Raw genomic sequence first — 24,923 nt, forward strand, 5'->3', positions numbered from 1 at the left:
ATCACCAAGATGTTTTGGCAGCTGGACCAAAAATTTCTTTGATTTTTGCACGGACAGGTTCGCTATTGTAAGCAGCCACTAATTTTTTGACCCAAGGTTCATTTTTTTCGCTGGTGCGTACAACAATGATATTATTATAAGGATTATTTTCTGCTTTTTCCCATGCGATTGCATCTTGTTGTAAATCTAATCCAGAGACCAAAGCCCAATTTGTATTTATAACGGCAATGTCGAAATCATCAACAGCTCGTCCTAACATACCGGCATCCAATTCACGAATTTGCAAGTTTTTAGGGTTTTCAATAATATCAAGTGGCGATGCAAGAATATCATGAGGGTCTTTTAGTTTAATAAGACCTAACGAATTAAGGAAAAGTAAGGCTCTTCCACCATTTGTTGGATCGTTAGGAATGCCAACATGTGCTCCATCAGACAACTCTTTTAATTCTTTGATTTTGTGTGAATAGACCCCAATTGGGGCAAGAAATGTATATCCCACGGTTGAAAGTTTATAACCACGCTGTTCCATTTGATTATTCAGATAAGGTGTGTGCTGAAAAGCATTTGCATCAATTTCTCCAGCATTCACAGCATCATTGGGGAGGGTGTAATCAGAGAAATAAACAAGTTCAATCTCTAAACCGGTTTTTCTAGCTTGTGCAGCTGCGACTTGCCAAATAGTTGCTTCATGCCCTTCCATAACACCAAGTTTTATTTTTGATTTATCTGCTGCCATGGAAAAGGCACTGGACAAAAAAAGTGCAAAAAGAGATAGGAGGAATCCGATAGTTGCACTCCGGAATATTTTTTTTAATGTCATGCGCGTTTGTCTTTCTTTTGCTTTTCCAAGAGATTTCTTGAGAGAGGATTCAATATACTCGTCTTTATTTAAAGAGATCTGAGACTATAAAAGCTTTATAAAATATTCAATCACTTTTATGCAAAAAAGAGTATTATTTTTTCTCTATTTGTCAGTATTCTTTGCAAAACAACATCATGTACGAGCGGTATTGCTCTTCAATTTTGGCAACAAATTCTTTTCTTATCATGTTTTGTTTGGGGAACCAAAGGGCATTTCAAAACTTACTTTAAGTAATGATTGCTTATAGCGCTACGGCGGTCAGACGACGTTTGGGCGGTAAATCCATGAGGAGAATAGTACGCAATCAAGACAATAGACTGTGTTTACAGGGCGGTTAAGGGATGAACTTTTCTCGAAATGTGGTGAAATTTCTTTGAGCAGGCAAAGAATTGGTCACCACTTGACTTAAACGCGGCAAATTTTTGCCAAGGTAAATATTTTGCCCTTCACATTTTAGAGAGGAAGAAACATAATGTTTAAAAAGAATTTTTTATCAACAACACTGATTTTATCAGCTTTGGGGGGAGTGGGGCTTGGAGTGACGACTGCCTATGCGGCGCTTGGAAATGTTGCTCGTGTAGCATCAGGTCAGGCGGTTTTACGCTCAGGTCCAGCGACAGCTTATAAAGTTATTGCAACCGTTCCGATGGGAGAAAAAGTACAAATTAATGGTTGTCTCTCCAATAAAACTTGGTGTTCGCTTGGTTATAATGGAAAGGTTGGTTGGGTGTTTGCACGTTATTTAAACGTCAATAATGTTCCTACAATCTCTTTTACAGATATGTCTGTGAAGCCAAATTCTGCCATAAAAACACAAAAGCAAAAGGTAAAGCAGATTGTTTCTGGTTTAAAAAATCTTGCAGTGCCTGAAAAAACACGGAAAAAGGCGCAAAAATTCTACAGAACCGATATGATTATTGATTCTACAGGTGTCAAAAAAAGGGATGAACAAACGATTTTTAATCCATCAGCAAAGGCACAGGGTGTCTCTGTAAAGCACGTGAACGCTTATAATCCCTTTTTCCCGGAAGATGTCAATTTCAAAAATTTTGAACGCAATGAAACACGTTACCGTGTTGTGACATATCCTGCTCCATAAGAGAGAAAGAAATCCAATAACTTATCCCATTACGCCGTAAAACACTGTCATTTGGAGTATAGCGATATAAGGTGTATAAGACTTTTACATTCAAGTATTTTTAGAGTATATGGTAGGTCTTCAGGGAAGGATTTACAGCCTTCTGTCAGTCAATCATACAAATGCTCAGCAGGTGAAATCTATAAGACAAAAAGCTGGTTATTTACAAACTAGCACGAAGAGGAAGCTTCGTCATTTGAGGTGGGGGAAGGAAGTCAGTGGATAACAGTGATTGGCAGGAGTTACGAAAAATAGAGCAGCATAAAGCACTCTTTTGCTTTATGCTGCTTTTTTGTTTAATTTGCTGACTTAGGTTTTATTAAGTTACGGGATGCCAGTAATTCCGCAATTTGAACAGCATTCAATGCGGCTCCCTTTCTTAAATTGTCCGCAACAACCCAAAAAGCTAAACCATTTTCAACGGTGATATCTTCACGAATACGGCTAATAAAGGTGTCATCTTCACCCGTGCTTTCATAGGGTGTTATATAGCCACCATCTTCGCGTTTATCAATTACTTGGCAGCCTGGCGCATCGCGTAGAAGGGCCTGTGCTTCAGATGCACTTAGAGGCTTTTCAAATTCAACATGAACGGCTTCAGCATGACCGATAAAGACAGGAACGCGAACAGCTGTGGCTGTTAACTTGATTTTAGGATCAAGAATTTTCTTTGTTTCAGCCGTCATTTTCCATTCTTCTTTTGTATAACCATCTTCCATGAAAACATCGATATGGGGAATGACATTAAAAGCAATGCGTTTGCTGAATTTTTTTATTGTGATGGGATCTGCAACAAAAACAGCTCGTGATTGTTCAAAGAGTTCATCCATTCCTTCTTTACCGGCTCCAGAAACCGATTGATAAGTGGACACAACGACACGTTTGATGGTTGCTGCATTATGGAGGGGCTTTAACGCTAGAACAAGTTGAATTGTTGAACAATTGGGATTGGCGATAATATTGCGCTTGGAAAATTCACCAATCGCTTGTGCATTGACTTCAGGAACAATCAACGGGACATTTGCATCATAGCGCCAAGTGGATGAATTATCGATGACGACACAGCCGGCAGCAGCAATTTTAGGAGCATATTCTTTGGAAATACTTCCTCCCGCAGACATGAGACAAATATCTGTGTCAGAAAAATCGTAACTATCAAGCGCTTTTACTTTTAAAGTTTTATCACCATAAGAAACTTCTTGTCCTAATGAACGCCGTGATGCTAAAGGAACGACTTCATGAGTAGGAAAACCACGCTCTTCTAGAATTGTGAGCATTTCACGACCAACATTTCCTGTTGCGCCAACAACTGCAACTTTAAAACTCATTTTTCTGTACTCCTGTTCCTCTCTCTATCTTCTCCCCTTGGGCTATACTCAGGTGAAGGTAAGTTGGTCAAGGAATATTTAAATGAATATTATTTTTAGAAAGTTCATTTTTGTATGTAGCTTCAATTTGTTCATATCAATTGTAATCAATAGCCAACAAAGCGGTTTATTTTAAATCTACTGTTCTTCTGAAATTTTGAGAGTTACAAAATCAAAGACTGATACTAAGTTGTATCAGTCTTTTTTACAGTCTTCTCATCTCGTGAATTCTTCATTATTTTTATATGCATTGTTTTCGTGAGAAGTTGAATGTTGTGACAATTGATCCGTGCATTGCGTTGGTAGAGTTTTTTATATTTCATTTGGTTTAAGTATTTATTGTATAGATAGGTTCTCATGGGGGCATGTTTGTTGTGAAGAACAGAATACCATTGTGTTGCATATTGACGCCCTTGTTTTAAAGAGATCTTTCTTAAGACACTTATGCTTATTTCACGACGGCTATCATGAATGGTATAAAGCCATTATGTACTCCCATCTATACGTTTGTGAAGGAGCAAGCTGGCATCATTATTCTCTTTACTAGTTCTCAATAGGGTGAAAGCTCTTGTATTTAAAAGTGTTTATAAGAGGCACTTTTTATACAGTTTTTACTCACACACAAGCTATGCCTGTGACGTGCAAGGGGATAGTTTTTGCTGATTTAATGGGGAGGGTTTAAAATAAGAGTATCTTACGATCTTCGGGAGAGCATTCAATATGCATGATAATAAATGATCATGATCAATCAATTTGCTATACTATGAAGGCAACAGGCGTTTTTTGTCGTGATTTTTTTTGCTTATGGTATTCAAATCAGCTCTCCTGTTATAAAGCTTTTTATTTAAGAAAATTTCAGTGTAATTTATGAAAATAAGCTGCTGTTTTCTTCATGAGAAATTAATTGCAAGATTGCTCTTTGTTTTTTGCGGGTAAGCATTCTGAAATTTTTTAAAAGCAGAGATTCCGCTTTGCTCGATATTCTGTCATCATGGGGATTTGTAGTTTTTTCTTTTGTTGCGATATCAGCATAAAAGAAAGAAACAGGTACTTCCAGTATATCGGCAATTTCTTGCAAGCGTCCTGCACCTACACGATTTATGCCTTTTTCATATTTTTGAATTTGTTGAAAAGTAACACCTAAGCGACTGCCTAATTTTTGTTGCGAAAGCCCTATGATGCTTCTTCTGAGACGAATTTTTTTGCCTACGGAGATATCGTTAAAATGTGGATTTTTTGCGCGCACTTTATTCCCCCTTGGATGCGAGCGCCCTCGCATTAGTATTCCGGGGTCTGGAAGTGCTGACATCGAATCAGCCTCTTGCTTTTAGTGCTTGAGAGCACTTGGACATAACAAGAGCCCCCGGAAATTCCGGGATATCCGCAAAGCAGATCTATTCTGTGTTCGATGTTAGGGCTTCCAGGCCCTATTGATCGCTGCGTATACGACCAATATCACAAGCTCATTCATAAGGTAATTCTCTAAAATCGTCAATTAGAATTGAAAGGGGTTGCTTGTTGCTTTTTGCAAAATTTAAATGCAACTGTTGCAATGCATTTCTCTGTTTTGATGAAATTTCGATATAACAGGCTGCTACAGAGCAAAACTGTGCGAAGATTTCTACTGTTCATATGCTGTTTTTTTATTGTCGTGCAAGTTCATTGTTGTGCAAGGGACGAGCTTCGGAAGCAAGCATAATGGGAACGCCGTCGCGAATGGGATAGGCAAGTTTTGCTTTGAGTGAGATTAATTCTTGCGTGTTTCTGTTTAAGGAGAGTATGCCTCCTGTAAGTGGACAGACAAGCAATTCAAGCATTTTGGGATCGGTGATCATTTTTTTCATATTGCAACATTTATTAGTTTAAATGGTAATCTGCCCCTGTTTGTTTCATGAGTGAACGCTCCGTTAAAGCAAGAAGAGTTTGGGCGCGGCTGCCAATATCTGGAGCCTCTAATAGAGCTTGTTTTTCTGCCGGTGTAAAGGGGATAAGGGCTGAAAAAGCATTGACTAATAAAGGGGTGGGCGCTTGTATAATACTGCTCCAATTATATTCCATTTCATTTATCGTGAGATATTTTTCAACAATATTGAGCAAATTGTCTCGATTAATGTTTTCTGCAATGGCAGGCTCTTGTAAGTCTTCGATGTTTGAGCGAATGAGAGCGGTTCGATAAGATTTTGTATTCACGAGTTCCTGTTCTAAGGTAAAGCGGCAAACACCTTGTAAGATAATGAAAAGTTGACCATTTCCTGTTTCATTGTAGTTTGTAATGCGCCCTATACAGCCTATTTTGTAAAGTTGTGTGGAAAAGCGGTTTGTATCCGATGATAGTGGTTGGATAATTCCAATTAAACGATTCGTTAGCATAACATTTTCAACCATTTCGAGCGCCTCTGGTTCAAAAATATTGAGCGATAAAAAACCACCTGGTAGCAAGAGTGCTCCCTCTAGCGGGAAAAGAGCAATTTGCTTTGGGAGATCATTTTCGCAATTATAATGAATGTTGCCTGCTTTCATGAGTATTTTGTAACCTTTATGTGATGAAGTTTGGTACGTAAATAATCGCACTTTATGACGCTATTGAGAGACAAAAATTTACAGAAAAGAAAAATAAATCTCTTGTGCGTTAAATTATTGGATAAAATATTTGAAATTTTTACCTCTTTAAAAAATACAGAAACTCTGTGGTTTAAGGTTGTACTGTGCAAGAGGGATATTGCTTGGTGTTTCTTTTAAGAGGGCAAAACCTTGCCTTTTCTCAAGTTGTATTTTTGTTTATGTCCCTTGATCTTTTTTCCTTTATTTCCTGAAACAGGGACATTTATGGGTTTCAGAATGCTCAAAAGGCTCACTATTATAATTCTTTTGCAACAGTCTATGCAAGTTTAAAATGAGAGCGCTCTCATCACTTTATTAATGACAGCATGATAAAGATAGGCTATAGGTTAAAAAATGTCGGAAAGAGCGTTATCGTTTCTTTCATTCTTTTGCGGGAGAGTGCAGACTGCAAGCTTTTGCGTATGCCGCCGAAGGGGAAAATAGCCCATAATCTCTCAGGCTTTAAAGGACCGTAAAAGAAGAAAGACAGATCTGGAAAGTCGGAAAGGTCCGCGCCGAAGGTGTAAGCGAAAGATCTTTTCGCGAGTCTCTCAGGTTTATGACAGAGGGGTGCAGAGACAGCCATATTGTATGGCGTTAGCGCGACTTTTGGAGATATTATGGGTACATCACAAGAATTTGAAACACTTTCTTTAAAAAGACTTCCTTTACATGAATTCCATGAAAAAGCGGGAGCAAAATTTGGTGCTTTTGCAGGCTGGAACATGCCTTTGACTTATCCTCTTGGTGTTTTGAAAGAGCATCTTCATACGCGTGCACATGCAGGGCTTTTTGATATTTCTCATATGAAATTGATTGCTGTAGAGGGACCACAGGCAGTGGAATTTTTATCCTATGCTTTTCCTCTTAATGCTGCACTGTTAAAGATTGGTCACTCACGGTATAATTACTTGCTGAATGAGCAAGCTGGTATTTTGGATGATCTTATCATTACCCGTTTAGCTGAATGCCGTTTTATGTTGGTTGCGAATGCTGGAAATGCAGAAGGCGACTTTGCTGAATTGCAAAAGCGGGTTGTTGGTTTTGACTGTCAGGTGACTGCTCTTGAAAGGGTCTTGCTTGCTCTCCAAGGTCCTCAAGCCGCTGCTGTTATGGCGGATGCGGGGGTGCCTGGTAATGAACTGTTGTTTATGCAGGGGTTTGAACCACAACAAGATTGGTTTATAACCCGTTCTGGTTATACGGGAGAGGATGGTTTTGAAATTGCTCTCCCCATAGTGCATGCGCATGCATTGGCTGAAAAATTGCTCCAAGATCCTCGTGTGGAATGGGTTGGTCTTGCGGCGCGCGACAGTCTTCGGTTGGAAGCAGGGTTGTGTTTGCATGGCAATGATATTACGCCTGATACCACACCCATTGATGCCGCGCTGACATGGGCTGTGCCTAAAAGTGTTCGAGAAGGGGCACAATTTTATGGAGCAAAGGCTTTTCTTGAAGCACTTGAGAGAGGTCCTTCTCGTTGTCGTGTCGGATTAAAACCGCAAACACGTCAACCTATTCGTGCGGGCGCGGTGTTGCTCGATGATGAGGGGAATCAGATTGGGGTAGTAACATCAGGTGGTTTTGGTCCTTCTTTTGATGGTCCTGTAGCGATGGGTTACGTTCCTGTTGGTTGGAAAGTGGAAGGAACAGAGGTCTTTACAGAGCTGCGTGGCAAAAAGATTGCACTGTCTGTTCATTCACTTCCTTTTGTTGAACAACGTTATTTTAAAGGATAATTTTCTATGTCTAAAACTTATTTTACAGAAGATCACGAATGGCTTTGTGTTGAAGGACAAGTGATTACGGTTGGTATCACACATTATGCCCAAGAACAGTTGGGGGATTTGGTTTTTGTTGATTTACCGCAGATTGGCACGCAACTTGTCAAAGGTGATGCTGCTGCTGTTGTGGAATCGGTGAAAGCAGCTTCTGATGTTTATGCTCCTCTTGATGGTGAGGTGGTCGAAATAAATGAGGCATTGGTAGATAATCCTGAATTGGTAAACCAGAAAGCCGAAAAAGAAGGTTGGTTATGGAAAATGACCTTGCAGGATGAAACGCAACTTGAAGGGTTGATGGACGAGGCTGCTTATAAGGCATTCATTGGATGAGTGCTATGTTAGAACGTCATTTTTTTTCCCGCCATATTGGGCTTCGTCCCGATGAAACACAAAAAATGCTTGATGTTTTAAAGCTTGATTGTGTTGAAACACTGGTTTCTCAAGCTGTTCCGCACTCTATCCTTTTGGGACGACCTCTTAATCTCCCAAAGGCGGCAAGTGAGAACCAAGCCTTGGAAGAACTCTCCAAAATAATGGAGCAGAACAAGATACATAAAAGTTTTATAGGGCAGGGGTATCATGGAACATTTGTCCCGCCCGTTATTTTACGAAATCTCTTTGAAAATCCAGCTTGGTATACTGCTTATACTCCCTATCAGGCAGAAATTAGCCAAGGACGTTTAGAGCTTTTGTTTTATTTTCAGACATTAGTGAGTGAACTTACTGGTTTACCTGTTGCTGCTGCTTCACTGCTTGATGAAGCAACTGCTTTAGCAGAAGCAAATGCGATAGCTATACGTTTTGCACGTGAGAAAAAAACAAAAATTTCTCTTCAAAGTCTTTTGCATCCTCAGATTTTGAGTGTTGCACAAACGCGTGCACAAACACAAGGCATTCAGATAAGCCAAAATGGCGAAATTTGTTCTGATACGGCTGCCATTGTTCTCTCTTGGCCTGATACAAAAGGCTCTTTTAATGATTATAGTGAAGTGATTAAAGAAGCAAAAGCAAAAGGCGCGCTGGTCATTGTTGTTGCTGATCCTTTGGCACTCACTCTTATGGAAGCACCAGCAAAATGGGGGGCTGATATTGTTGTCGGTTCGATGCAGCGTTATGGCGTTCCGATGGGATTTGGAGGGCCTCATGCTGGTTATCTTGCGGTTAGTCATGCGCTCACACGTCTTCTTCCAGGGCGTATTGTTGGTCAATCCGTGGATACGAAAGGGCGTGTTGCTTTTCGTTTAGCATTGCAAACACGTGAACAACATATCCGGCGCGATAAAGCGACGTCGAATATTTGTACAGCACAGGCTTTGTTAGCAAATATGGCAACAGCCTATGCTGTTTGGCATGGACCTCAGGGCTTACAAGATATTGCACGGCGCGTTCATCGTTTAACATGCCGTTTTGCTGCCAGTTTAGAGGCAGCAGGTATTCCTTGTGAAGGAAAATATTTTTTTGATTGTGTTAGTGTTGTTGTTAAGGGAAAAGCTCTGGAGATTGCACGCCAAGCGAAAACAGGTGGGCGTCTTCTTCGTGTTCTCGATGATGATAGGGTTGCCATTAATTTTGATGAATTGTCAACAGACGAGGATGCCCATGCTTTAGTACAGCTTTTTGGAGCTGAGTTAGTTGATGAGTCCTCTCCAAGACTTATGGGAGAGGGGCGTGATGCTGCTTTTCTTTCACAGCCCTTTTTTCATGCGGTTCATTCAGAGACTGATATGATGCGCTTTTTACGTCGTTTGTCAGATAAAGACTTGGCATTGGATCGGGCAATGATTCCGCTTGGTTCTTGTACCATGAAGCTTAATGCGGCTGCTGAATTGATGCCTGTCAGTTGGTCTACGCTCGCCAATATACATCCCTTCGCACCCCAAGAAGATGTTGTGGGTTATTTGGAAATGATTCATCAACTCAATGCGTGGTTGTGTGAAATTACAGGCTTTGCACAAGTTTCTTTTCAGCCAAATTCTGGTGCTCAAGGGGAATATGCAGGTCTTTTGGCAATCCGCCGCTATCACCAATCGCGGGGAGAACATCAACGCACGCTTTGTCTTATTCCGGCATCTGCCCATGGTACCAATCCAGCTTCTGCTCATATGGCGGGCATGGAAGTTATTGTGGTGAAATGTTTGAGTGATGGTGATGTTGATGTTGATGATCTCAAAATGAAAGCACAATTGCATAAGGAGCGTTTGGCAGCTCTCATGATCACTTATCCTTCAACTCACGGTGTTTATGAGGAAAGTATTAAGGACATTTGCTCTATTATCCATGAAAATGGCGGACAAGTTTATTTTGATGGTGCTAATTTGAATGCACTTGTTGGGCTTGCACGTCCGGCAGATATTGGTGCAGATGTTTGTCATATGAATCTTCATAAAACATTTGCCATTCCCCATGGGGGGGGGGGTCCTGGTGTGGGGCCGATTGGAGTGGCAGAGCATCTTATACCATTTTTGCCAGGGCATGAACAAGAAGGAACCTCCTATGCTGTTTCAGCAGCGCCTTACGGAAGTGCATCTATTCTTGTCATTACTTGGATGTATATTCGAATGATGGGAGCTGATGGCTTGAAATATGCAACACAAACAGCAATTTTAAATGCCAATTATATTGCTGCGCGTCTTTCTCAGGCTTATTCTATTCTTTATCGAGGCAAAAATGGACGTGTTGCTCATGAATGTATTGTCGATACACGCGTCTTGAAAGAACAATATGGGATCAGTGTTGATGATATCGCAAAACGTCTAATTGATTACGGATTTCATGCACCGACAATGTCTTTTCCTGTTCCTGGAACTTTGATGATTGAGCCAACGGAATCAGAACCAAAAGTAGAGATTGATCGTTTTTGTGATGCCTTGCTCTCTATTGCTGAAGAAGCCAAAAAAGTTGGTAGCGGTGTTTGGCCAAAAGATGATAATCCATTGGTAAATGCACCTCATACATTAGTCGATACGGTAGATGATGCTTGGGCACGACCTTATTCGCGGCAAGAAGCGGCTTTTCCCAACTCTCATCTTGAACCAGCGAGTAAATATTGGCCTCCTGTTTCTCGTATTGATAATGTTGCGGGTGATAGAATGCTGATTTGTTCTTGTCCACCGTTGGGGAATAGCTATTAAATTTATTGGTTTATATTGATAAAAGCCCACACATTTTGTGTGGGCTTTTTGTCATTTGTTCTGGACTCTATTGTTCTTCTGGAATTTCGTTTTTCTTAGTAATCGGCTTCAAATAAATTGATGATTTCTATTATCATTATTCACTTAAATCTTTTGATGGAAATATCGATGAACAGAATTCTGGGGAAGGCGTATGGATGGATAGTCTTATATTTGACTGTTTTATCCAATTTGAAAGTGCTGAAGGATTTTTTACTGAAAGGAGGCGTTTTTTTACTTTATGTCTTGAGAGAACTTTAAATGTAAATACGTTTATAGCGGGTTCCTAAAGAAGTAAGAATTTCATTGGGAATGGTATTGGCATCGGTGGATACTTTTTCAAGAGTTTGATGGGGACCAATGAGTTCTACCCAATCACCTCTTTGAGGTTTTTTCTCAAGATCGGTAGCATCAACTATGATAGAATCCATAGAAACGCGTCCAACAATAGGGAGTTTGTGTCCATTGAAATAAACGCTCCCTTTATTGGAAAGAATGCGTGGCCAACCATCAGCATAGCCGATAGAAATGGTTGTCAGAGTGCTTGGTCTGCGGGTAATAAAGCTTTCTTCGTAACCAACAGGCATTCCTATATCAGTAAAGCGGCTTTGCAGAACTTGAGCTTCAAGTTTTATAACGGGTTTGAGAGTGGTTTGCTGTTTGCTATGGGGATTAAAACCGTAAAGCGCAATGCCGGGGCGAACAAGATCAAAATAAAAATCTGGACCAAGAAAGATGCCTCCAGAATTGGCAAATGAGACTTTACAGGCAGGCAACTTTGCAAGTATGGCTTTAAAAGCAGCTAATTGTGTATTATTGGATGAACGAGAGGCGTTTTCTCCATTTGAAAGGTGACTGAGAATATATTTTATTTCTGCTAGTTCGAAAATTTTAGGGTGTTTGATGAGTTGTTGTAATTCTTGTTTATCAAGTCCTAATCGGTTCATTTGGGTATCGATTTGAATGATTGCAGGAAATCTTTTATGCTTTTTTTGGCAAAGTTTTTGCCAGTCTTCGATAGCATGCCAAGAATTGAGAACAGGAACAATGCCTGATTGTGCGATAAACTCTTCTGCTGTGTGTGGAAGCCCATTGAGAAGAGCAATCATGACATTTTCTGGTAAGATAGTTTTTAATTGGAGTGCTTCTTCGATTTTGGCAACAAAAAAAGTGCGGCAACCAGCTTGATAAAGCGCAGGAGCAATTTTATCTGCACCCAGCCCATAGGCATTGGCTTTTACAACGGCTGAACATTGTGTTGGGGCGACACGTTTGGCTAAAATTTTATAATTTTCAACAATAGCATTTACATCAATAATTGCTATAGCTGTAGCAGGAAAGAAACCATTTGCTTCATCAATGTATTTGTTCATTTGAAAAATTCTCTTAAAGTCAGTGAGGCTCGAAGTTCCCTTTGATTATTTCATATAGTTCTCTACGATATATGAAGAGGATCTCCGTATTATTTGTTCTTGTTAAAATCATCAATAGTTCATACTGGATTATGTATCGTCAGAGCAATCTTTTAAGGTAAAAGATTGATTTTGAGTATAATCATGTCAATGTATTATTCTTTCCCTTTGTATTTTTATGGCAGCGTAATTTACTGAGGGTTGGTAAGGCATAGACTTTTGTATTTTACTGAATTGTCTTTGGTTCAAGCATTAAAAAAATAAAAATGTACTCATAGTGTTGTGTCGTTTTTCATAGTGAAATCAGAAAAAACTGTACGACCAGTAGTGAATTAAAGTTTTTTGTAACATTGGTGTTATAGAGCGTGCTTTTGATAAAATGAGCTTTATCTGTCATGAATTAAAGGGGGAGGTGTTATCAATTACAGATAAAAAATATTCTTCATTGTTTATTGTTTTTAGTGCGTTTGCCAAGTTGTACTATTGTTTCGGTTGGGACTGTGGCTGTTTCGCATAATGGTTGGCTTGTTTCTGAATTTAATCAATGAGCGTTTTCCCAGCAGAAGAATAATGATGGTGGAGTGCGTTCTCATTACTACTGGGCAAACCCATTTTTTAAAAACGGGGATGGTGGGTATATTGGTTTATAAAAAGTGGGGATGATCATTTCGTTAATGTCTTTCTCTGGAAGACTGTTGGTTGGAAGAGTGATACGTGTAAGCATTTTTGTGGTAGAGGTTCAGGAGTGCAATTATCGTATTGAAGTGCTGTGCAAGACAAGAAAACAATACAATACAAATGAAATATTTTACAAAGTAAAAATTTGCTTACCTCTATCATAACAGATTTAATGGATGGTACAAAACAATCGTGGGTATTCTTAAAGTTCCAAAACATTTGGTAACTTTTATGCTCGTTGAAGAATACTCGCTTTGCAATATCTTTAAAGGGGCAGGATAATTCTCCTGTTGTTTTGTGACGGGTGTGTAAAGTTCAATCTTTAGATTCCCTAGAGGCGATAATACAGCCAAAGCCAAGCAAAATACCTATACTTATGGAAACTGCAATGATCTTTATGTCGTTCAAGCTGTCGGTAATGATGATGATTGCATCAACATTGTAAACAATCTTGGAGGAATACCGTCCCATCATGTACCTGAAGTAGCTTTTGTTAATGGGAAAGATTTGACTGTACAAACCATTTCTGATGCGTTGAAAGCAGTTGATTTGACCGTTCTTTTTTCCCAAGATGGTCGTTATTGGGTATTTTTGTATTCCACAACTTCATTTATTGAAATGGAAATCAAATTTGTTGTTCAAAGATCATCTTATAGTTCATCTCTTCACGTGAATAATGATGTGAGGAAGGTCGGTAGGGAACACAACGAATCTCTATGCCTGATAATCAACGCTGGAAAATTATAGAAACACACTAAAACCAGTTATTGATCTGTACTCATATCGCTAACATTTGTGTTTCTCATAAGAAAACAAGCATAAATTGAGCGATGTTAAATGTAAGAGCTGTTGTGATTGAGAATTTATTTTGAAATATCTTCTCTTGCTTTGACAAAGATACAAATGACATAGGGTATTGTGTTGGATATTATCAAATTTCTATTTTTTTATGAATTTAATTGTGTTTGAGCAGATTTGCCTAAATGTTATATTTACTGTTTAAATGATCTTTATAAAATGTCTGCGTTGGATTTTTTTATCACCGACAATGATAATGATAATGTGTTTTGGGATAATAGCGTTTGGGATCATGCAAGTTGCATGTTTTGTACGTTTTTTTGCAACTAATTTTGATATAAAAGTGTTAATCTTATGATCTGTATTTTAAGAAAAATATTGGCAGATGAGGATGCAGGTATTATATCACTTTGAAGATTGTAGGTTGGATGAAGATTAAGGGAAGAGTTTTATGAAAATGTCTGCTACTCATGTTCAGTCAAACATTAGCGGCGTTACGTCAAACTTTCCTATTCCTGAAAATGTGTTCGCGCTTACTGTTCAGGAAGTTTATCATTATACGGACAGTTTGTTTAAATTTCGCTTGAATCGTCCAGAAAATTTTCGTTTTCGTTCTGGTGAATTTGTTATGATTGGTTTACCAAACGCAGAGAAACCGGTTTATCGTGCGTATTCAATTGCAAGTCCTTTTTGGGATGAACAGCTTGAGTTCTTTTCAATCAAAGTTCCTGGGGGGGCATTAACCGAACATCTGCAAAAAATTAAAATTGGTGATACAGTGCTGATGCGTAAGAAAGCAACTGGAACATTGGTTCTTGATGCTCTTATTCCTGGGAAGCGTCTTTATCTTCTTTCAACGGGGACGGGGGTGGCTCCCTTTGCAAGTCTCATCCGTGATCCTGATACTTATGAAAAATTTTCAGAAGTGGTGCTTATTCAAACAACCCGTCAGCGAGATGAACTTGCTTATGCGAAGGATCTTGTCGCCTCTTTACAACAAGATCCACTGATTGGCGAATACGCAAAACGGTTGAAATTTTATCCTATGACCACCCGCGAATCTTCTGAATATATGGGGCGCATTACAACTGTTATGGAGAGCGGTGCTTTTTTTGAAACGACTAGTTTACCCAAAATTTCTCCTGATGAAGATCGTGTGATGATTTGTGGCTCTATGGCAATGTTGAAGGATTGTGCAAGGATGTGCGAATCCTTTGGTCTTGTTGAAGGTGCTAATAATGCACCTGCTACCTATGTTGTGGAGCGTGCTTTTGTAGGGTGAGAGCAGAGCTCTCTGCATTTTATGCATAAAACTCTATAGATCCAAGGATTTTTGCTGCTTTTGTTTCTAAAAAAGCTTTTTTATTTGCTTTCAACAGCAGTGGGTGTTGCTCCCTTTGCAGGTTTTGTTCGTGATTCTGATACTTATGAAATATTTTCAGAAATGGTGCTTATTCAAACAACTCATCGGTGAGATGAATTCGCTTTTGCGAGAGATCTTGGTGTCTCTTTCCCAAAAGATTTCCTGATTGACGCATATGCACAACAGTTGAAATTTTATCCTATGATCACTCGTGAATTTCTCGAGCATATGGGATGTATTACAACTGTTCTGTAGAATGATTATTTTTTATAATACATTGATTTATAATGGTAATGAGAGTTTTTATGTTGAATGAGAACCCTAAATATCGTGAGATTTTCTTATCTCTTCTATGTTGATCAATCAAAATCATTTGTTTGCAGGTTACAAGCGGGATTAGCGTGGGAATAAAAACTATAGAAGAAAGGCGTAAAATGTCTTTTGTGAATCGTTTCAGATGCCGAAGGATTCTCCCAACATTGGAAACGACAGGTTTACTGCAAAATTTCTTCTGATGAAGGGGGGGGTGATGATTTGCCTCTCTATGGTGGTGATAGGGAAGAATGACAACGGGGGTGTATGAGGGGGAAGTCTTCGTTAAGAGTGATAATATAGATCTGCGCCTTATAGTGTGGAACGTCCTTTTGTCGTGTGAGAGGAAAGCTGTGTTGCTGCATGTGCTAATGCGCTTATTGCATTCCAATCCCTTGCTGCTATAAGCTGTTTTGGGGCTATCCAAGAACCGCCAACGCAGAAGATATTAGAAAGCTGGAGCCATTGCTTTGCATTTTTTTGTGTTATGCCGCCTGTTGGACAAAAGTGGATGTCAGAGAAGGGGGACGCTAAGGCTTGAATAAAGGCGATGCCGCCTGCTGCTTTGGCAGGAAAAAATTTAAGATATGAATAGCCTTTATCTCGTGCTTGCATGAGCTCACTTGGTGTCATCACACCAGGGAGAAGGGGGATTTCACTATTATTTGCACAATCGATTAATTGATTTGAGAAGCCAGGGCTTACAATGAACTTTGCTCCTGTACGTTCGGCTTGTTCATAGTTCTGAGGGTTCAGAATTGTTCCTGCGCCAACGATTGCTTGTGGCACTTCCTGTATAATTGCTTTTATTGCATCGCATGCATTGGGGGTTCGCAATGTGACTTCAATTGTTTTGAGTCCGCCTTTAACAAGGGCGTGTGCTAAGGGTATGGCACTTTGCAGATCGTCAATCTGCAAAATAGGTATAACAGTTTGTTGTTGGAGAAGTGATAAAAGAGCGTCTATTTTTTGGCACATGATGTTTTCTCTTAAGAGATGATATTGTTTCATATAGTTTGATTAAGCACAATATGTTAAAGGGTGGATGAATAAATCTTGAAATTGAATGAAACCCGCGTTATGGCAAAGAACATGGAAAAAAAATTTAGAGTTGCTGCACTTTATTGCTTTGCAGAATTAAAGCATTATCGTCAATTACAAAAACCTTTGCAGAATTTATGTCAAGCAAATGATATCAAAGGAACCCTGCTTTTGGCACAAGAGGGCATTAATGGAACTGTTGCGGGATCTCGTGCTGCAATTGAAACATTAGTGGATTTTATTACAGCTGAACCAGCGTTTCAAACGCCGGAAATTAAATATTCATGGGCATCAAAAATGCCATTTCATCGCATGAAAGTGCGCTTGAAGAAAGAGATTGTCACTATGGGGGTTGAAGGTGTTGATCCGTTAAAGGTGGTTGGGACTTATGTCGATCCTCAAGATTGGAATGCTCTTATTAAAGATGAAGAGACAATTCTCATTGATACGCGTAATGATTATGAGTATGCGATTGGGAGTTTTCAAGGAGCAATTGATCCGCGTATTAAAACGTTTCGTGAATTTCCTGAATGGGTACGCAAGCATGAAGCTGATTTAAAAAAGAAAAAGAAAATTGCCATGTTTTGTACAGGTGGGATTCGCTGTGAAAAATCAACTGCTTACGTGCGTGCACTTGGCTATGAACAGGTTTATCATTTAAAAGGCGGGATTCTGAAATATTTGGAAACAATTCCAAAAGAAGAAAGTTTATGGTGGGGAGAGTGCTTTGTTTTTGATGAGCGTGTTTCTGTTAAACATGGTCTTGAAGAATGTGGACGTGAGCTTTGTCGTGCATGTCGTTCTCCTCTTAATGCTGAAAGTAAATTGTCACCTCATTATGAAGAAGGTGTTTCGTGTGATGCTTGTTATGATACGCGCAGTGAAGCTGATAGGCAGCGTTTTCGCGAACGTCATAGGCAATTCCAATTAGCAAAATTGCGTGCAATTGATTCTCATCAAGAGTCTTAAAGATATTGTCGTTTAAAGCTTAATTTTTTTACTTTTTTTGTTAAGAAAGAAAAGGGTTAGAAGACTGGGCGTTGTCCGGTCTTTTGTTTGCTGTGAAAGTTTCAGTTATTGGTTAAGTGTTGTTTATTTTTGCAATCAGCTTCCTTTCATTTCTTGTATTTGGTTGATTTCAAATGTTCCTCATTTTGAAACAATAAAGTGTTTCATTGCGAGTGTCATAGAGGTGAGAGTGTAAATAGGGGTGACTTGAACGTGTTCTCAGATACAATATGGGATGAAGGCGCTCTTTTACATGTAGGAGTTAAGTGTATGAGTGGGAATGGTAAAGATATTATGATGGATTTATGATTTCATCAATATTAAAGACGATGATACTGTGGCATGTATTATTATAAGCATTCTTATGATGGAATGCTGAATGTTTCGAGATAAGAGAGTTATCATTATGGATTGCGTAGCGGCAACTCTCCACAAAGGAATCCCAAGCAAACAGATTTTTGAATAAAAGTTGCAAATAAGTGACATAATGATGAGGCTTTTTATAAGGCTTACAAGTGATTAAAAAAATAGAGTGACTTATTTTTTGCCAGAATCTGTTGTTTTTTTACATCATATTTTCTTTAAAAATTAAAAAATGTTTAAATAAAAAAAAATTATTGAAATGAAGAGGAATTCATCTTATATGAAACCTTGCCCAAAGTCGCACGTGCCTGTGGGTGTCCGCTGGTTCTCAAATGGTGAGATTAACCGGTACGGTACCTGGAACTAACCGCTCCAGTCATTCTTACGGCCAACCGAAAGAGTGAGGACATCTTGAAGCAACGACGGTGCGGGCCTTTCTGGTGTCTTCCAGCTGTCCAAATGCTGGGATAACTATAGAGGCACACCTCATTGCCTTCAGTGCGGAAGTGGTTTTCTCAACTCCAATCAAAAAGGCAGATAAAATAGGATAACGCAGTTTCTGCGCTGTTCTTTCATTGTATGCGGTATGGTTTCTTTCTGATTGTGAAAGTAATCAGAGTAATCATATTAGCTGTATGTGTTTTGTCTTTTAGCTATTGGCGGCTCTATGCTGTCCAAGCATAGAGAAGGGATCTTATTCCCTTAGGAGAATTGATAGATGGCGACGCAACGTATTCGCGATTTTCTTGCAACACATCGTTCTGAAGGTCCATGCTTAATTGTTGACCTAGATGTTGTCCGTGAAAATTATTTAAATTTTGAAAAAGCTCTTCCGCAGTCTCGTATTTTCTACGCGATAAAGGCAAATCCAGCACCTGAGATTTTGCGTTTGCTTACTTGCTTAGGCTCATCTTTTGATGCGGCTTCTGTTGCAGAAATTGAAATGGCTTTAAAAGCGGGGGCAACGTGTGATCGTATCTCTTTTGGAAATACGATTAAAAAAGAGCGCGATATTGCCCATGCATATGCTCTTGGCATTTCCCTTTACGCCGTTGATTGTATTGAAGAAGTGGAAAAGATTGCGCGTGCTGCTCCAGGAGTTCGCGTGTTTTGTCGGGTTCTTACAGATGGAAAAGGCGCTGAGTGGCCCTTGTCACGTAAGTTTGGTTGTGTTCCTGCTATGGCGGTTGATGTATTACGTCGAGCACATCAATTGGGTTTGCAAGCGTATGGTGTTTCTTTTCATGTAGGGTCTCAGCAAACTGATCTTAGGGCGTGGGATCGTGCTTTATCGGATGCGGCTACAGTTTTTAAGCGTTTGGAGCAAGAAGGAATTTCCTTGAAATTGGTTAATATGGGCGGTGGTTTTCCAACGCGTTATTTGAAAGATGTTCCTAGCGAACAAGCTTATGGTACAGCTGTTTTTGATTCGTTAAAAAAATATTTTGGTAATCGTATTCCTGAAACGATCATTGAACCAGGACGTGGGATGGTTGGTAATGCGGGTGTTATTCGCACAGAAGTTGTTCTGATATCCAAAAAAGCAGACAATGATAATATCCGATGGGTTTATCTTGATGTGGGAAAATTTAATGGTCTTACTGAGACTATGGATGAAGCAATTCGCTATCCTATTGAAACACCTCATGATGATAAGGTAATGGAGCCTTGCATCTTAGCGGGTCCAACATGCGATTCGGCAGATGTTCTTTATGAAAAAAAACCTTATCCACTCCCTTTATCTCTGACAGTGGGCGATGAGTTGTTGATTCATGGAACGGGTGCTTATACGGCAACTTATGCATCGGTTGCTTTTAATGGTTTTGAGCCTTTGCGATCCTATGTGATTTAAGTCTTTCTTTATTGATGACAAGATGTATAGTGGGAAGGCATGTGACAAATATGGATATGATACATTTTCAAACAAAAGATGGTGCGCTTTTTAGCCTTGCATGTGAGCAAGAAGCTGATGCGCCGTATCGGGAACAGTTACTTGATTTAGCTTTGGGAAAGGGGCGTAAGCGTAAGTCGTCAGAGGTTTTACGTCGTGGCCGGTTAGCTGCGTGTGGGCTTTCCTTTGTCGTTAAAAATGCACTTGGAGAGCTTGTCGGTAGTGTACGTCTTTGGCATGTCCGGTTTAACAAAGAGCAAAATGCTATACAATATGCTTTGCTTTTAGGACCTTTGGCTGTTTCAGCAGAATATTCCGGTATGGGGATAGGATCTGTTCTTATGCAACATGCAATTAAAACAGCAAGAGAACTCGGTCATGGTGCCATTTTATTAGTGGGTGATGGTGCATTTTATCAGCGTTTTGGTTTTTCAAACAGGCTCACGAAAAATTTGGCAATGCCTGGTCCTTATGAAAAACACCGTTTTCAAGCGTTGGAATTAATACCAGACTACCTTTCCGCATGTCATGGCACTCTGATTCCTAGTGGAGAACGAGAATTTTTGAATCGTTTGCAGCGTCATAAAGTGGCTTAAAAGACTAATTTATTTTCTAACCATAGTATCATGGAGGAACTCTCCATTTTTATGCATGGTGTTTTTTGTCTTGAAATACAAATTTTAGGATAGCTTTATTGCCTAGCATGCTTTTGCTTGCATGTGTATTTTGCTCTGTTTGATCATTTCTGGTCATTTATTGAGGGGGCTTGGTGTTTATATTGTTTTTAAGGGGCGTTTGATGAAAACGTTGATGTTATTTTATTGCTCTCTTTATAGAATTTTTTCATTACTTTATGTCACCAAAGTTTTTCATTGGAGGTAAATAGAGGGTGAAGAACAGCAGAAATGGTTTTAAAATCTCGTTTTGAGAGAGTCCTATGTTTCAAAAATTGTAGTACTCAAGAGACCAGTATCTTTTGAGATTAGAGATGCCATTATAACTGAAATAGTCAGTTTGATTGTTAGGGGTTGTGAATTCAAAATGATGATTTCTCAAGAGGAAGAAGTTACATTTCAGAAAGTCCTTTGCTAAGGTAGATTCTACTATACTACGCCGTGCAAATATGTGCTCTTCATGGCTTGAATCAAGTCTATGGATATGTGTTTTGATAATGATATAATAATATTGCCTATTGTGCTTAACAGTTTTTCCTATCATTGTGTTTAAAGAGAAAAAGTTTGAGAGTTTTTGTACGACTTAAGTTTATAGTGAAAAATCCATAAAATAACGAGAGAGGTTTTTGATAGTGCAATTATAATGAAATGTAAGCTTTCGTTAGACCTGGATAAAACAATCAATTTACGTATTCAAGAACAGTGTTTTGTTAAAGGCAAGAAGAGTATTACAATGTTCTCTATCATAAAGAGGAAAATACTCTTTCAATGTTTTTTTGTGTCATAGAATCGGGAAGAAAAAATCATCATAAAGATGTTTTTTATCTCAAACTGTACAACTCTTTCCAAAAGGTCATTCTTAAAAGTGCGCACATATTCTCGCATTTAATAAGAGTTTGATGAGGAATAAGCATTCAGTATCTAATACTATATCATCTCTTTAGAGGAGATAACGTTATAGGAAAGTGAGAGAAGCAATTGATGAGGGGTACAAAAACACTCCATAATTTTCATGGATAAAACTCAGTGACCTGAGGGGGTATCGGTGAGTGGTGGTGTTTTTTTGAGAAAAAACGTCATGAATGTTAAGACGATAAAGATGATAGCCATGATCAAGAAAATGTCGCTAAAAGCCATAACCGTTGCTTGTATGCGCGCCATATTAAAAAGTTGAAAGAGGGCAAGTGTATGGGAATCAAAAGTTGCCGTTTTGAAGTACGCAGTGAGGCTTGAAAGTATTTCCGTTGCCTGTCTATTTCCTTGTTGGAGAGTTTCGGCTATGCGTTCATAGTGGAGGTCTGTGCGTTTTGTCATAAGAGTGCTGATAATAGCAAGCCCTACGGCACCGCCAAGATTACGTGTGAGATTAAAAAGTCCAGAGGCATTTTGCATACGTTCTGGTGGGAGTGTTCCAAGGGCAATATTGTTCACAGGGACCATACATAACATAATGGAAGCACCACGGAGAACTTGAGGCCAAAACAGCTCCCAAAAATCCCAGTTGTCTGTGATGGAGCTTGCCAACCAAGTTCCTAAGGCAAAGCCAAAAAGTCCTATTGCCATCATCAAACGTTCATCAATGTGTGCTGAAAGGAATCCAGCAACAGGCGCGGTTAATAACATGACAAATCCTGAAAGGAATAATGTTTCTCCGATCATAAGCGCATCGTAATGGCGAATTTGGCTCAAATAGACGGGATAAAGATATGTGAGTCCATAAAGACCTATGCCAAGCATAAAAGAAAAAATGGCTGCGGTTGAAAAATTAAAATTGGCAAAAGCCGTAAGATCAACGATCGGTTCTTTCGCAGTCAAAGCACGCCAGAAGAAGAAAACTGCAGACAAGATCATGATAATGAATAAGTTTAGAATCAGTTTATCGCTAAACCAATCATGGCGAGCGCCTTCTTCTAGAATATATTCTAATGCTCCGAGAAAAACAGCCATCGATATGAGGCCTAACCAGTCAAATTTAGCCATTAAAGAGGGGGTTGCTTTATCAAAATCAATCAATTTCCAAGCAAGAATTGAGATAATAATGCCGCAGGGTACATTGATGAGAAAAAGCCAGTGCCATGAGGAGATATGACAGAGATAGCCTCCTACTGTTGGACCAATGGTTGGCGCTAGTGTTGCTACTAGTCCAACAATAGGTGTGACAATTGGGCGCTTGGAAGGAGGAAAAAGGATATAAGATGCAACAAAAACGCTAGGAATAATCCCTCCACCAATAAAACCTTGGAGTGCACGGTAGACAATCATCTCTTCAATAGATGTTGCTGTTGCACAAAGAATAGAGGTAATCGTAAATCCAACAGCCGATATGGTAAAGAAAACGCGTGTTGAAAGCAATCTTCCTAAGAATCCAGAAAGGGGCAACATGATGACTTCAGCAATGAGATAGGAGGTTTGAACCCATGAAATTTCTTCAGAACTTGCTGCAAGGCCTGCTTGAATTTCAGCTAAAGAGGAGGAAACGATTTGAATATCCAAGATAGCCATAAACATACCAAAGGCCATAGCAATAAAAACCACGATTGTGCGGATTTCGATGCGCTCTTGAGAATGTTTTGCCTCTGATAGGGGAGATGTCATAGTCAGATCATTTGCTTTTTATAAGAGATTTTTATCTTGTGGCTTTGTACGTGTATCAATTTCTACAGAGACACTCATTCCTGCTCTAATATGTCCGGTTTTTAAAACTTCTTCTGGAATAGAGATCCGTACAGGAATACGTTGAACGATTTTGGTGAAGTTGCCTGTGGCATTTTGTGGAGGGAGAAGGGAAAAAACGGCTCCTGTTGCCGGTGCAATAGAGAGAACAGTTCCTGTAAAAGCATCTTTTTTGAAAGCATCAACAGTAATATAAGCCGTTTGTCCAACATGAATATTTTGCAACTGTGTTTCTTTATAGTTTGCATCAATATAAAGCTGTTGGGTGGGGACTAATGCTGCAAGACGTTGGCCATTTGCAACAAAATCGCCCGTTTTCGCGGTTAAATTGCCAATAATCCCATCAAATGGAGCCCGTATAATGGTTGAATCAAGATCACGTTGTGCTTTTTCACGCGTGAGTTCTAAGCTCTTTGTTTGGCTTTCTGTTTCATTTCGTTGTGCTTCTAGCACTTGAATATTTGCACGTGCTGCAGCTATTTGCGCATCTGCTCGATTAACATTCGCAATGGCTTGTTCATAAGCTGATTTGGCATCATCAACATCTGCTTGAGGAGCATAACGACTGGCTTTAAGCTCTGTAATGCGTTTTAAGGTGAGTTGCGCATTGGTTGCTATAGCGGAAGCGGCGGCTTTTTGCGCTTGTGCATCATCAAGCGCACTGTGAGCAGCTGTAATTTGTGCATCAATACGCAGAAGCGTTTTTTGTTGCGTATTAAGGCGTGCTTCTGTTTGTTCTAAGGCGATTTTATAATCACCATTGTCTAAGCGGAATAAGATATCATCTTTTTTTACAGTTTGGTTGGCTTTAATAGCGATTTTTTCTATATATCCATTTAATTTAGGTGCGATAGCTGCTATGTCTCCTTGTACATAAGCATCATCAGTGGTGAGCATGTAACGCCATTGTGTTATCCATCTATAGCTAAACCACAGCACACAAAGAGCAAGGACGATAAGAAGAATACGGATTATTTTCTTCTTTGTCTTTTTGAAATATCTGTTTGAAGCAATCGTCTCAGATATGGACATAAATTCTACACTTTCAATTTTATGTTTCAATAAGTGAAACAAGCACATCACTGTCAAGGGGAGTGATTTATCTGCAAGGATAATAAAAGCTTTTCAAGCAATGAGACAGTTTTAAAAGCATAATGCTAAATATAGAAAGTTGCAAGTATCGAGATATTATTCTATCGCGCATTTTTTACAAATGCCTCGTATTTCTAAAGTACTCTTCCGTGCTTGGAAATCAACCGCTTGAACCATTTGTCTCAAGTTAGAGACAATCGTTTTGTTTTGTATTTCATTCACCTTGCCACAGTTTTCGCAAATGATGAAGGTTGTAAGTTCGTGTTGACAATTTTCAGGATGTAAACAGGCTACAAAAGCATTTACACTTTCAAGACGATGAATACATTTTAATTGTACAAGTTTTTCTAATGCACGGTAAACTTGAAGTGGTGCGCGAAATCCTTCATCGCGTAAATGATCAAGAATCGCATAAGCACTTAAAGGTCCTTTTGCATTCTTTAAAGTGTTTAAAACCAATGTTTGGTTACGCGTAAGCTTAGATGACATTAACACCTTCCTATTGCTTTGATGAAAAGCATAGAGCCTGTGCGGACTTTGTGCAATGGTATATCTTAGCAATGTGCCTTCTGTTTGAGTTTGTTTTTTGTAGGTAGTTTTGAGTGTGTAGTCATTTTATGTTAGTATTGTAATTAGTATTATAAAAATCATTATTTTGGTATTTTTTTTAAAAAATGATATTGACTCTTTAGTTGA

Annotated in this window: 18 protein-coding genes, 1 pseudogene and 1 riboswitch; of the genes and pseudogenes, 9 read left to right on the plus strand and 10 right to left on the minus strand. The window is 39.2% G+C overall.

Features of this window, described 5'->3' with window-relative positions:
- Window position 1: 1 nt before the first annotated feature.
- Complete coding sequence (locus PVV68_RS05420) at window positions 2-820, minus strand: MetQ/NlpA family ABC transporter substrate-binding protein (RefSeq protein WP_273782712.1); 819 nt, start codon at window positions 818-820, stop codon at window positions 2-4.
- A gap of 514 nt (window positions 821-1,334) precedes the next feature.
- Here PVV68_RS05420 and PVV68_RS05425 point away from each other — a divergent pair.
- Window positions 1,335-1,961 (plus strand): SH3 domain-containing protein, encoded by a 627-nt coding sequence (locus PVV68_RS05425; RefSeq protein ID WP_273720918.1) that lies wholly within the window; start codon window positions 1,335-1,337, stop codon window positions 1,959-1,961.
- A 335-nt stretch (window positions 1,962-2,296) separates the two neighbouring features.
- Here the strand turns inward: PVV68_RS05425 and PVV68_RS05430 are convergent, their stop codons facing one another.
- From PVV68_RS05430 to PVV68_RS05445, 4 genes are all read right to left on the minus strand, one after another.
- Window positions 2,297-3,328, minus strand: coding sequence for an aspartate-semialdehyde dehydrogenase (locus PVV68_RS05430; protein WP_273720919.1), 1,032 nt, complete (start codon window positions 3,326-3,328; stop codon window positions 2,297-2,299).
- Window positions 3,329-4,232: 904 nt separating this feature from the next.
- Window positions 4,233-4,646, minus strand: a complete 414-nt coding sequence (locus PVV68_RS05435; protein WP_273720920.1) for a helix-turn-helix domain-containing protein — start codon at window positions 4,644-4,646, stop codon at window positions 4,233-4,235.
- Between the two features lie 364 nt (window positions 4,647-5,010).
- A complete protein-coding gene (locus PVV68_RS05440) occupies window positions 5,011-5,211 on the minus strand; it encodes a Trm112 family protein (protein ID WP_273720921.1) in 201 nt (66 codons plus the stop codon).
- A gap of 13 nt (window positions 5,212-5,224) precedes the next feature.
- On the minus strand, window positions 5,225-5,887 hold the full coding sequence (locus PVV68_RS05445; RefSeq protein ID WP_273720922.1) for an LON peptidase substrate-binding domain-containing protein: 663 nt from the start codon (window positions 5,885-5,887) through the stop codon (window positions 5,225-5,227).
- 463 nt (window positions 5,888-6,350) lie between these two features.
- A riboswitch (glycine riboswitch) is annotated at window positions 6,351-6,451 on the plus strand.
- A 137-nt stretch (window positions 6,452-6,588) separates the two neighbouring features.
- On the opposite strand from PVV68_RS05445, the gene gcvT reads away from it, so the two are divergent.
- From gcvT to gcvP, 3 genes are read left to right on the plus strand one after another with little or no spacing between them, the layout of a single operon-like run.
- A complete protein-coding gene (gcvT, locus tag PVV68_RS05450; protein ID WP_273720923.1) occupies window positions 6,589-7,707 on the plus strand; it encodes a glycine cleavage system aminomethyltransferase GcvT in 1,119 nt (372 codons plus the stop codon).
- Between the two features lie 6 nt (window positions 7,708-7,713).
- Window positions 7,714-8,082: a glycine cleavage system protein GcvH gene (gene gcvH, locus PVV68_RS05455; RefSeq protein WP_273720924.1), complete on the plus strand. Its 369-nt coding sequence runs from the start codon at window positions 7,714-7,716 to the stop codon at window positions 8,080-8,082.
- Between the two features lie 5 nt (window positions 8,083-8,087).
- Window positions 8,088-10,883 (plus strand): aminomethyl-transferring glycine dehydrogenase, encoded by a 2,796-nt coding sequence (gcvP, locus tag PVV68_RS05460; protein WP_273720934.1) that lies wholly within the window; start codon window positions 8,088-8,090, stop codon window positions 10,881-10,883.
- A 296-nt stretch (window positions 10,884-11,179) separates the two neighbouring features.
- Here the strand turns inward: gcvP and alr are convergent, their stop codons facing one another.
- The gene (gene alr, locus PVV68_RS05465; RefSeq protein WP_273720925.1) at window positions 11,180-12,295 is read right to left on the minus strand and encodes an alanine racemase; all 1,116 of its coding nucleotides are present in this window, start codon (window positions 12,293-12,295) and stop codon (window positions 11,180-11,182) included.
- Between the two features lie 1,966 nt (window positions 12,296-14,261).
- On the opposite strand from alr, the gene PVV68_RS05470 reads away from it, so the two are divergent.
- Both PVV68_RS05470 and PVV68_RS05475 read left to right on the plus strand, forming a co-directional pair.
- Entirely contained in the window at window positions 14,262-15,092 is an 831-nt protein-coding gene (locus PVV68_RS05470; protein WP_273720927.1) for a ferredoxin--NADP reductase, read from the plus strand.
- Between the two features lie 72 nt (window positions 15,093-15,164).
- Window positions 15,165-15,425, plus strand: a pseudogene (locus PVV68_RS05475) (ferredoxin--NADP reductase); the annotation flags it as partial.
- 372 nt (window positions 15,426-15,797) lie between these two features.
- On the opposite strand, the gene eda reads toward PVV68_RS05475, so the two are convergent.
- Entirely contained in the window at window positions 15,798-16,463 is a 666-nt protein-coding gene (eda, locus tag PVV68_RS05480; protein WP_273720928.1) for a bifunctional 4-hydroxy-2-oxoglutarate aldolase/2-dehydro-3-deoxy-phosphogluconate aldolase, read from the minus strand.
- 114 nt (window positions 16,464-16,577) lie between these two features.
- Between eda and PVV68_RS05485 the strand changes: the two genes are divergently transcribed.
- From PVV68_RS05485 to PVV68_RS05495, 3 genes are all read left to right on the plus strand, one after another.
- On the plus strand, window positions 16,578-17,495 hold the full coding sequence (locus PVV68_RS05485; protein ID WP_273720935.1) for a rhodanese-related sulfurtransferase: 918 nt from the start codon (window positions 16,578-16,580) through the stop codon (window positions 17,493-17,495).
- A 1,120-nt stretch (window positions 17,496-18,615) separates the two neighbouring features.
- Entirely contained in the window at window positions 18,616-19,749 is a 1,134-nt protein-coding gene (locus PVV68_RS05490; RefSeq protein ID WP_273720929.1) for a type III PLP-dependent enzyme, read from the plus strand.
- A gap of 50 nt (window positions 19,750-19,799) precedes the next feature.
- Window positions 19,800-20,384: a GNAT family N-acetyltransferase gene (locus PVV68_RS05495; RefSeq protein ID WP_273720936.1), complete on the plus strand. Its 585-nt coding sequence runs from the start codon at window positions 19,800-19,802 to the stop codon at window positions 20,382-20,384.
- Window positions 20,385-21,485: 1,101 nt separating this feature from the next.
- Here PVV68_RS05495 and PVV68_RS05500 read toward each other — a convergent pair.
- The 3 genes from PVV68_RS05500 to PVV68_RS05510 all read right to left on the minus strand — a co-directional run bounded on the left by PVV68_RS05500 (window position 21,486) and on the right by PVV68_RS05510 (window position 24,716).
- Entirely contained in the window at window positions 21,486-23,057 is a 1,572-nt protein-coding gene (locus PVV68_RS05500) for a DHA2 family efflux MFS transporter permease subunit (protein ID WP_273720930.1), read from the minus strand.
- An 18-nt stretch (window positions 23,058-23,075) separates the two neighbouring features.
- Window positions 23,076-24,167 (minus strand): HlyD family secretion protein, encoded by a 1,092-nt coding sequence (locus PVV68_RS05505; protein WP_273720931.1) that lies wholly within the window; start codon window positions 24,165-24,167, stop codon window positions 23,076-23,078.
- Between the two features lie 156 nt (window positions 24,168-24,323).
- Window positions 24,324-24,716: a Fur family transcriptional regulator gene (locus PVV68_RS05510; RefSeq protein WP_273720932.1), complete on the minus strand. Its 393-nt coding sequence runs from the start codon at window positions 24,714-24,716 to the stop codon at window positions 24,324-24,326.
- Window positions 24,717-24,923: the final 207 nt, after the last annotated feature.

Source organism: Bartonella sp. ML69XJBT (assembly GCF_028618515.1).
GTDB lineage: Bacteria > Pseudomonadota > Alphaproteobacteria > Rhizobiales > Rhizobiaceae > Bartonella.

Excerpts from the sequence above, each read along its gene's own strand:
- PVV68_RS05420 (WP_273782712.1), bottom strand. The coding sequence starts at position 820 with ATGACATTAAAAAAAATATTCCGGAGTGCAACTATCGGATTCCTCCTA.
- PVV68_RS05425 (WP_273720918.1), top strand. The coding sequence starts at position 1,335 with ATGTTTAAAAAGAATTTTTTATCAACAACACTGATTTTATCAGCTTTG.
- PVV68_RS05430 (WP_273720919.1), bottom strand. The coding sequence starts at position 3,328 with ATGAGTTTTAAAGTTGCAGTTGTTGGCGCAACAGGAAATGTTGGTCGT.
- PVV68_RS05435 (WP_273720920.1), bottom strand. The coding sequence starts at position 4,646 with ATGCGAGGGCGCTCGCATCCAAGGGGGAATAAAGTGCGCGCAAAAAAT.
- PVV68_RS05440 (WP_273720921.1), bottom strand. The coding sequence starts at position 5,211 with ATGAAAAAAATGATCACCGATCCCAAAATGCTTGAATTGCTTGTCTGT.
- PVV68_RS05445 (WP_273720922.1), bottom strand. The coding sequence starts at position 5,887 with ATGAAAGCAGGCAACATTCATTATAATTGCGAAAATGATCTCCCAAAG.
- gcvT (WP_273720923.1), top strand. The coding sequence starts at position 6,589 with ATGGGTACATCACAAGAATTTGAAACACTTTCTTTAAAAAGACTTCCT.
- gcvH (WP_273720924.1), top strand. The coding sequence starts at position 7,714 with ATGTCTAAAACTTATTTTACAGAAGATCACGAATGGCTTTGTGTTGAA.
- gcvP (WP_273720934.1), top strand. The coding sequence starts at position 8,088 with ATGTTAGAACGTCATTTTTTTTCCCGCCATATTGGGCTTCGTCCCGAT.
- alr (WP_273720925.1), bottom strand. The coding sequence starts at position 12,295 with ATGAACAAATACATTGATGAAGCAAATGGTTTCTTTCCTGCTACAGCT.
- PVV68_RS05470 (WP_273720927.1), top strand. The coding sequence starts at position 14,262 with ATGAAAATGTCTGCTACTCATGTTCAGTCAAACATTAGCGGCGTTACG.
- eda (WP_273720928.1), bottom strand. The coding sequence starts at position 16,463 with ATGTGCCAAAAAATAGACGCTCTTTTATCACTTCTCCAACAACAAACT.
- PVV68_RS05485 (WP_273720935.1), top strand. The coding sequence starts at position 16,578 with ATGGAAAAAAAATTTAGAGTTGCTGCACTTTATTGCTTTGCAGAATTA.
- PVV68_RS05490 (WP_273720929.1), top strand. The coding sequence starts at position 18,616 with ATGGCGACGCAACGTATTCGCGATTTTCTTGCAACACATCGTTCTGAA.
- PVV68_RS05495 (WP_273720936.1), top strand. The coding sequence starts at position 19,800 with ATGGATATGATACATTTTCAAACAAAAGATGGTGCGCTTTTTAGCCTT.
- PVV68_RS05500 (WP_273720930.1), bottom strand. The coding sequence starts at position 23,057 with ATGACATCTCCCCTATCAGAGGCAAAACATTCTCAAGAGCGCATCGAA.
- PVV68_RS05505 (WP_273720931.1), bottom strand. The coding sequence starts at position 24,167 with ATGTCCATATCTGAGACGATTGCTTCAAACAGATATTTCAAAAAGACA.
- PVV68_RS05510 (WP_273720932.1), bottom strand. The coding sequence starts at position 24,716 with ATGTCATCTAAGCTTACGCGTAACCAAACATTGGTTTTAAACACTTTA.